This is a genomic window from Psychrobacter sp. UBA3068, assembly GCF_002366815.1.
Lineage (GTDB): Bacteria > Pseudomonadota > Gammaproteobacteria > Pseudomonadales > Moraxellaceae > Psychrobacter > Psychrobacter namhaensis.
The window spans coordinates 1-8,720 of sequence record NZ_DFBY01000005.1 but is presented as its reverse complement, the minus strand read 5'-3'; the positions used below and the strand labels follow the sequence as shown (position 1 = coordinate 8,720).

Sequence of the window (8,720 nt, the reverse complement as noted above, 5' to 3'; positions counted from 1 at the left end):
AGTTTTACTCGCCTTTGGCTTGATGGCATCTATGCCACCGCTCTGGTATTGCTTAATCCATTTAGATACCATTTTCTTATGAAGATTAAACTTCTTGGCGGTGGCAACTCCGGTATGTCCTTGCCGATAGTATGATATGACTTTGAGCTTAAAGTCTAGATCGTAACGCATAAAAATACCCCATAAGTTGTGTCCAACTTATGGGGGGCAGTTCAACTATTCAAAATAGTTAGGCGCTTTTTGTTTGATCTGACTAAACTAAATCATGACTGGTTTAAAACTATGGACCTGAAACACGCTCAATGGCAACGTTACCGACCCCTTTACTAGTAATGCCAAGACGTTTAGCAGCACCATAAGACAAATCTAACACACGGTTACCATGGAATGGACCACGATCATTCACTTTTACCACAACGCTTTTGCCATTTGTTTTGTTGGTTACCTTAACATAGCAATTTAATGGTAGTGAGCGATGGGCCGCTGTTAACCCATTCATATCGAAAGTTTCGCCGCTGGCTGTTTTGCGACCATGAAACTTACGTCCATACCAAGAGGCGAGGCCAGTTTGCTTAAACTTACTGACTGAGTTAGAGGCGACGGCTGTCAGACGCTCTAATACATCTTCATCATTTGTTACTTGCGCAGTATCACTGGCTAACAGTGGGCTGCTAAGCGCCAATGAAGTAGGTTGACGTGCTGATTTAACTAAACTTGATGCACCATCATGCTGACGGCTAAGCTCGCCAAGCACACGATCGATATGGGAGGCGTTATCTTGTGAAATCATCGCAAGAGAGGTTTTTGCTTCTACAGCGTTTGCATTAGTAGCGACTGCAGAGCCAGCAAACAACATTGCTGACATAGTAAGTAAACCAGATAAACGCTTATTCATAGATACCTCTATAACTTATACATTAAAACCTAACGCTGATACTGTCAGATTGACTGTCACATGGTTTAAATAATCTCACCACGTCGCAGCTTCTAAAACCTCACCATCAATTTGTTTTTCATGTAATAACTGAGGTCAAACCAAGGCTTTGATAGATTTTAATATATGGAAATTTTTCATTATCATAAGTAAGAACGGTAATATGACCGAAGGGACTTATGAAACGCTCAAATGATAGTTAACTATTTTAGTAAAGCACCTAATTTTCAATGAAAAATTGAGTACCCATCTCATTGCATGTCAAGTTTACAAACTTTCTGATATTGCTAAATTAATAAAGGTTTTAGAGAGTGTTCAGTGTTTCTATGTTATCAAACCGTTATTTAAGTAGTTTATTTGAAAGCTCAAAACCGACAAGCTGCTAACTATAAGACCAAGCTGCAACCACAATATAATTAAGTGCAAAGTTTCTTAGGAGCTATGTACGGGTTATGTATCATAACTACAATAAAACGAGGTTAACGCAATTATTTGTAAAAGACAAGGACTAAAACTTTTCAGTACGGGTTAATAATGAGGGGGTTTTAAAAAACTAGCTGCCGAAGTTTCTCGAGATAAATTTGTTAAATAATAACTTATCTGTCATTTACGACGAATAATGGGCCAGTTAATGGCCCATATTATTTAGCATCCGTTAAAAGTAACAAAATATTAATATGGATAAAAATAGCCTGAATAGCCAAATTTTTGTCGTTGGCTAGTGACGGCTTTTGAGGTGCTTATATCCTGTGATCGCTGCTAAATTTCAAGGGCTAAGGGTGCGGGGTATTAATATAAGCATTTGATTTGGTAGTAAAATAATGGGTTTTTTGCCGATGATGTCAGCTAGGTTTATGGGTGTGAATAGACATGAGCAGACCAAAACCCGCCATTAAGGTGACGATGGCGGTACCACCATAGCTAATAAAAGGCAAAGGAACCCCAACCACGGGTAAAAGCCCCCCAACCATGCCGACATTGACAAACACGTAGACAAAGAAAGACATAGCAATGGCCCCCGCTAATAGCCTGCTATAGACATCGGGGTGAGTAAAGGCAATGTATAAGGCGCGCATGAGTAAACAGGAGTAAATAAACATCAATAACATCACACCCAACAGACCGAACTCTTCTGAAAAAGCGGCGATAATAAAATCAGTGTGACCTTCTGGGAGGAAGTGTAGATGTGATTGAGTGCCTTCTAAATAGCCCTTTCCTGTGAGTCCTCCAGCACCAATAGCAGTCTTTGACTGAATGATGTTCCATCCAGCACCCTGTACATCCGCTTCAGGGTTGAGTAAGGTTAAGACGCGCGTACGCTGATAATCGTGTAACAGGAAGTTCCAAGCAATGGCGATAAAAGGGACTGCTAAAATTGCTGCTGCTGAAATCAATCGCCACGATAGACCCGCTAAAAAAAGCACAAAAATACCGCTGGCTGCTACTAATAGCGATGTTCCCAAATCAGGTTCTTTAGCAATTAATAGCACGGGTACAATGATTAACGCCAAGGTTATAGCGATACTAGACGCTGAGGGCGGCAGATCACGTTTGGATAAAAACCAAGCACACATCATTGGCATGCCAAGTTTCATAAACTCTGACGGCTGCACACTACCAAATCCTGGTAAGTTAATCCAGCGCTGAGCACCCATACGTACTTCACCAATGATATCAACCAACACCAGTAGGATTAACCCCAGCACATAAAATATGGGGGTAAAAGTGCGATAGAGGCTAGGCGGTATCTGTGCCATGATAAACATCACCGCAAAGGCCACACCATAGCTGACCATTTGGCGTAAAACCATAGCAACATCTTGGCTCGCTGCACTATACAAAATTGTCAAACCAATGCAGCAAACTGTTAATAAGAGAAGAGTCAGCCACGGATCTATATGCACACGTTGCCATAGCGTTGGTGCATGACCTTGACCTAAATGATGGCTCTGACGTGAAAAACGGTATTGCGGATTAGAGGACATAAGCAAAGGGTGTCTGACAATTGGTGTAAAGGAAAGTTTTTATCTAAAGTACGATTTTAGAACGCTGGTACGGTATCTATGTTAGGAGCATCTTACCGATGAAGTAACATGTGAGTAATAAGGTCACGTAATTATAAAAATTATAAGGATAAGTGTTAATTACGAATATTACCCTTGTGATTAGAGGCGATAGTTTAGCCTGCTTGCTGAAAATTTGATAGTATCCATAAAACGTTTTTAGCGGTAGTTTCTTGCAATGATCAACACAAAAAACCATTCTTATAGGCAGACTCATCAGCCTATTATTGCACTACTCATATGTGCCAGCAGTCTCCCTGTTCATGCCGCTATTATTAGCGACAACAGTGAGCGCCGTATCCAAATACGTCAGGGCAGTAGCGCTGATAGTAGTGTCTATATCCAACCTGCTACCAGTGCCTCGATCCACACTCCTGGCGTTACGATGCTAAGTGGCGAAAATGCGACAAACGGCGATAGTATGCAAGGATTGATTGCCCAAAAGCAGCGCGACTTTGCCCTCGCTGCCAGTTTGTCTATCGAAGAAAATAAACAGGTGAGTATCAACCGACGTGCGCCTGTGTATGATACAACTTACGGTAGTAACAGATACAGCACCGCGAATAATACTTATAATAGTGCTGCCAATGCCTTTACCAGTATGGATTTTAATGCATGGCTAAACAGTAATACTTACCGGGCTCGTCAAGTAGCAGATTATCAGCGCTATTTAAGCGCCAGAGTCGGCGCGCAAAATGTACCGCCATTGTCTCAGCTACTGACCACGGCTCGTAGTTGGAGCAAATGCGGCTATGAGCCTTATCAACTACCACCGCAGCATCTATGGGCAAACATTGTGCCGACGTTACGTCTGTATACGGAGCTCAAACACCAAGGTATTCTGCCAGCCAGTAGTGAGATACGCTCAGTATACCGCAGTCCTGGACTTAATGACTGTGCTGGCGGTGCTGATAGTAGTAAACACATGAATGCGAGCGCCATAGACATTTGGGTACCAGAATATGAAGACAATTTATGGCGGCTTAGCACCATGCAAGATGGACTGTGTCAGTTTTGGCAATATCAGGGCGAGCCTCACAATTTTGGTCTAGGGCTATATGCTACGGGTGCCATTCATCTAGACACTGATGGTTATCGAAAATGGGGCTTTAATCATGCAAGTAGCAGCTCCTCATGCCGTTATTGAGGGGTCTACTCCATTAATAATAGACCCATCAGTATGAATTGATAGTAATAAGATGAAATCAGAGGCGGTATAATAGTGTCTAGAGAATGAAGTATCATGTGTCAAATGCCCTAAAATCAGAAGCTAGATGCGTAAATCATCAAAAGTTTCTGGCGGTGACAGCTGATATGTGAAAGATAATAAGTCTGTTATTCTCCTTCATGTCGTTTAATATATAAAGTAAAAACAGCACTTCTTATAAGTAGGATTTATGAAAAAGCGGTATTTAACAAGAGCGAAGGCGAATAAATCCCATCAATCTAAAAAAAGCTTTCTACAGTCCACTAATACGTATATGGCATTGTTTAGTTCAGTTTTTTTCGTTTTTTTGTTTATCAGCGCCTGTAGTTCAGAGAGTTCCTCTGAAAATAGCTTACTGATTACAGAACAGTCTGCGGCCAACCTTGATAGAAAATTACAAAACGCTGAAGATATCGAAGAAAACATCATAAACTCTTACGCCAGACTGGCCGCTAAGCGCTCTGATGTCTGTCCAAAACTGATCCAAGAAGCGTTGGGTAGTCAGGTTATTGAACGTACCTCAGAAGTCATGGTCAATAAACACTGTGATTACTTTTTGTACCCGCGAGAGGGTCAGCGTATTTCGGTTAGCGTTAACGACAGGCAAATTGAAGCACTGTTAATAGTGCCAGCATTGCATAACTTTGCTAATGGTGATTACAAAGTAGACTCCTACGACAAGCATGTGATTCGATTGAGCTACAGTGGTGCCACCTATAAGCCAAAAAATCTAGTTTATGACGTTGCAGTGACCGTCTCTAGTTGAGTCGCTCGTTTTTTGATGAGCCCGTTTGCTAGTGGTTTTTTGTGACTACTAAATGAGGCGGGGCGCTATCTGTAGCGCTCCTCATTTGTGTCGTATTACTTTGGCAGTATTCCGTAGACACTCCCTACCTTTGGGGTAGTGGGTAGTGAATTTATACCGCTACTTTATAGTGTTTTTGTCCTGCCAGGGGTCATCCTGTCCAACCGTAACGATTAAGAAGTCATCGGGCTTTAGCGTCTCGCGCATGGTCTGATTGATCTCTGAGAGTTTTACTTGATCAATACGTTTGACATAGTCGGTCAAATAGCTATTTGGTAATTGATAAAAATTCATCATACCTAGTAAGCCATTAATTCCTGCATTGCTCGCAAAGCCCATCGGAAAGCTGTTTTTTAGATTGTCCGTTGTCAGACGCATCTCAGAGCTGGTAATGCCTTGGTCTAACGTGTTATTGATAACCTCCAAACTGGCCTCAATGGCCGCGCGCGCTTTGTCATTACGTGTCGAAAAACCAATCTGATAGGGGCCACGTGCCAGCATCGGATTCATAGAACCTGATATTCCATAAGTGTAGCCAAGGTTTTGCCTAACCTCAGTCATTAATCGCGCGTTAAAATCGCCACCTGCTAGTACCTCATTGCCGACAGCAAAATTGGTTTGCTGCTGCTGATCTTTTGGATTGGTAGCGCGTTTACTCCCTAATTGCCCCATTAAAATGGTGGTCTGAGTACTTGGAAACGGAATATGAATGTGCTTTGCTTGGTTAAGAGGTTTCGGCTCAGGTAGGTCTGCTGCGGACTGACCGGTAGGTAACCCATTGGTGATATCTTCAGCAAGTTTTTTCGCTTGGGTTAGCGTGAGATTGCCTGTCATGGCAATAGACGCATTGGCCGCGACCAAATACTGATTTTTAAACGCTATCAGCTGTTGTTTGTCGATGTTCGGTACACTATCAAGGGTGCCGACTGATGGATGAGCATAAGGATGCTCCCCATATAATGCTTGGTTAAAAGCAATGCTGGCAAGACTATTGGGGTCTTGTTTTTGCTGTTGCAAGCCGACTAAAAGTCTTGCTTTATTGCGTGCTAGAATGTCCTCATCAAACGCAGGTTCGCTGAGCATTTGAGTCATTAGATCAATGGCAGGCAGTAAATGCTTGTCGTCAGATAAGCTACGTAGTGAGACAATAAACATGTCCTTGTAGGCACTGCTGTTTAGATGGATACCTAACGTTTCAACGGCTTGTGTAAATTCATCTTCGTCTAGTTTTTTAGAGCCTTGTGTCAACATGGTGGCAGTCATATTAGCAATGCCAAAACCTTCTTTACGAATGCTAGTATCACGCGCACTACCAGCATTAAAACGCAAATCGACATCGACAATCGGTAATGCTGTCGTTTGTACAAAGCGTACGGGCACCCCAGTTGTGGTTTTGAACTGTTGAATCTTTGGTAGGGTAACTTTTAAAGGTTTGTCATCGTCAAGGCTGGACAGTGTGGATAAGGCGGCAATGGGTGCACTGGTATCAACTACAGCGGTAGAGCCTCGATATTCTTCGGACCCTGTTGTATCCGCATGTGCGGTGATGGTCAGTGTGGACAAACCCAGCCCCACACCAACGCTCAGGTAGGCGGTCTTTTTAAGCGTAGCATTTGCTACTTGTGTCAAAATTAGGGCACTGTTCGCAGGCTTTTTTCTTCTTTGCACTAAATCACTGTTTTGAGTCATGGATGTCTTCTTATAAATGAAATATGTGTGGTCGGCGGTTGCATTGCATAAATAAAACCTCACCATTATTTCTAGTTCTCTGCTTGCTCTTTAGGTGGGACGACGTGCATTACTGTCAAATTGTTCTTGACTAGATATTTTTTGCTCGCAGCTTGTATGTCAGCGATCGTCACGCTATCAAGCTTAGTAGGCAGCTCGGCAAGCAGCCTGTCATCAAGCCCAATAGATTGTAATGAGCCAATCATGCGTGCCTGTCCTTCCATGCTATCTTGTGCGTAAACGAGGCCCGTGACCGTATTGGTTTTGGCTCGGCTGATTTCATCGGGAGCTATTGGGTTGGTTTTGAGCTTTTCTATCTCGGCGGTGATGGCTTGCTGTGCTTGCTCTAAACTCACGCCTTCGCGCGGCGTTGCTTGAATCAAAAATAGGCCATCGCCGCGATCCAATAAGTCATAAGAGGTACCCACGGCGGTGAGCAGGCCTTGCTCACGTATCAGTCGACGCTCCAAACGTGCAGACAGCCCGCCGTCTAACACGTCTTGCGCAAGTGAGAGCGCGTAAGCTTGATTTTCATTGTTTGGATCTACAGACACAAGACTCGGTACGTTATAACCCATGAGTAGCACAGGGACTTGTACGGCTTGCTCAGAGTCGACTTGCTGATAACCCCGAAAAGCTTTTTGACTGACCGCGGGGCGTTTAGGTAAGTCGCTGGGTTTTAAATCTCCAAAGTAACGTTTGACTTGAGCCAATACTTCTGTTGGCTCCACATCCCCAACGATGACCAAGGTAGCGTTGTTTGGTGCATACCAAGTCTGGTACCAGTCTTTTAAGTCTGCGAGCGTAATTGACTCCAGCTCAGCCATCGGCCCGATGACGGATTCACCTTTTGGACTATCGGGGAGCGCTAATAAGCGAAAGGATTCGTAAGCTTTGGCAAGTGGATTGTCATCAGTGCGTTGACGACGCTCTTCCATAACCACTTGATGCTCTTTGGCAAACTCTTTATCATTGAAGGTTAAGTTTTTCATTCGATCCGCTTCGAGCTCTAACGCTAACGGCAAGCGATTGGCCGGGAACAGCTCGTAGTAACCCGTGTAGTCATAACTGGTAAAAGCATTATTGACCCCGCCAAATTTGGCAATCAAACGCTCATAATCCTCACTTGACACATCGGTCGTGCCTTTGAACATCATGTGCTCAAGCAGATGAGAGATACCACCTTTATCAAGTGGCTCATCTGCTGAGCCGACCCGATACCAGATTTGAGTCATCACGACTGGTGCGCGATGATCTTCTTTTACCACTATTTTTAGTCCATTCTCTAACTGGTATTCATGGCGACCGGACATATCAATGGCTAACGCTGATGGCGTCTCTTGACTTTGGCCTAAGGGGTTTTGAGTGACTGGATGTTGAACAGTCGATGGGGCGCCGGTATCCATTGCACTGGTTTGGCAAGCGGCAAGTGAGGTCGCTAAGGCTAACGCACAGGCAATGCGTAGTGATGGAGTAGATAGTGGCAAAAACGAGGACATGATAGGGTCTACTTATATAAAATGGCAACTTATAAACTGATGGGTGCATATACCCGCTTTAACGATAGCAATAGAAGGCGTTATAAAGATTTATGCGCCCCAACCATCACACTGGCAGTTGGCTTAAAGTCTGGCGTGGTACTGCATCCTATCACTGATAGCACAATGGTCGTTAGTAGTAAAGCGGCGCTGATATGGGTTATTTTTTTATCACGCTTGTTGTAACTGTTGGATAGCGAGGCCATAGATAATTCCTAATACGAGGTTTTGACACACTCCCCCCACTTTCGCACAGCTCAAGGGTGGGATTCTAAAAGCGTTAGCCTTTAGGCGACTTTCTCACGACCGTCGCAAGTTTTCTGTTTCAACGGGCGACCTTGACTGCATCCTCCCTCCGCAGACAAATCGGCATGTCCTGCCGATAAAATATTACGAGCTGCATTAATATCAGCGTTGGCTTTATGACCACATTTGACGCACTCAA

General features: G+C 43.7%; 7 protein-coding genes and 1 pseudogene. 3 read left to right on the top strand and 5 right to left on the bottom strand.

Annotation, left to right across the window (positions count from 1 at the left end; genetic code table 11):
* From B2P60_RS00790 to rodA, 3 genes and pseudogenes are all read right to left on the bottom strand, one after another.
* The coding region (locus B2P60_RS00790; RefSeq protein ID WP_286738923.1) for a helix-turn-helix domain-containing protein at positions 1 to 171 on the bottom strand (171 nt) is incomplete at its 3' end.
* Positions 172 to 280: 109 nt separating this feature from the next.
* A pseudogene (locus B2P60_RS12305) lies at positions 281 to 622 on the bottom strand (septal ring lytic transglycosylase RlpA family protein); the annotation flags it as partial.
* A 1,154-nt stretch (positions 623 to 1,776) separates the two neighbouring features.
* A complete protein-coding gene (rodA, locus tag B2P60_RS00780) occupies positions 1,777 to 2,919 on the bottom strand; it encodes a rod shape-determining protein RodA (protein WP_193006925.1) in 1,143 nt (380 codons plus the stop codon).
* A 256-nt stretch (positions 2,920 to 3,175) separates the two neighbouring features.
* Here rodA and B2P60_RS00775 point away from each other — a divergent pair, with 256 nt between their 5' ends.
* Entirely contained in the window at positions 3,176 to 4,144 is a 969-nt protein-coding gene (locus tag B2P60_RS00775; RefSeq protein WP_286738918.1) for a D-Ala-D-Ala carboxypeptidase family metallohydrolase, read from the top strand.
* A gap of 334 nt (positions 4,145 to 4,478) precedes the next feature.
* On the top strand, positions 4,479 to 4,970 hold the full coding sequence (locus B2P60_RS00770) for a hypothetical protein (RefSeq protein ID WP_286738917.1): 492 nt from the start codon (positions 4,479 to 4,481) through the stop codon (positions 4,968 to 4,970).
* Positions 4,971 to 5,129: 159 nt separating this feature from the next.
* Here the strand turns inward: B2P60_RS00770 and B2P60_RS00765 are convergent, their stop codons facing one another.
* Both B2P60_RS00765 and B2P60_RS00760 read right to left on the bottom strand, forming a co-directional pair.
* Positions 5,130 to 6,698, bottom strand: coding sequence for a M16 family metallopeptidase (locus tag B2P60_RS00765; RefSeq protein ID WP_286738916.1), 1,569 nt, complete (start codon positions 6,696 to 6,698; stop codon positions 5,130 to 5,132).
* Between the two features lie 71 nt (positions 6,699 to 6,769).
* Positions 6,770 to 8,236, bottom strand: a complete 1,467-nt coding sequence (locus B2P60_RS00760; RefSeq protein WP_286738914.1) for a M16 family metallopeptidase — start codon at positions 8,234 to 8,236, stop codon at positions 6,770 to 6,772.
* 21 nt (positions 8,237 to 8,257) lie between these two features.
* Between B2P60_RS00760 and B2P60_RS00755 the strand changes: the two genes are divergently transcribed.
* Positions 8,258 to 8,461 carry a hypothetical protein gene (locus tag B2P60_RS00755; protein ID WP_286738913.1) on the top strand — a complete coding sequence of 68 codons (204 nt, stop codon included), beginning with the start codon at positions 8,258 to 8,260 and terminating at the stop codon, positions 8,459 to 8,461.
* The last annotated feature ends 259 nt before the right edge of the window (positions 8,462 to 8,720 follow it).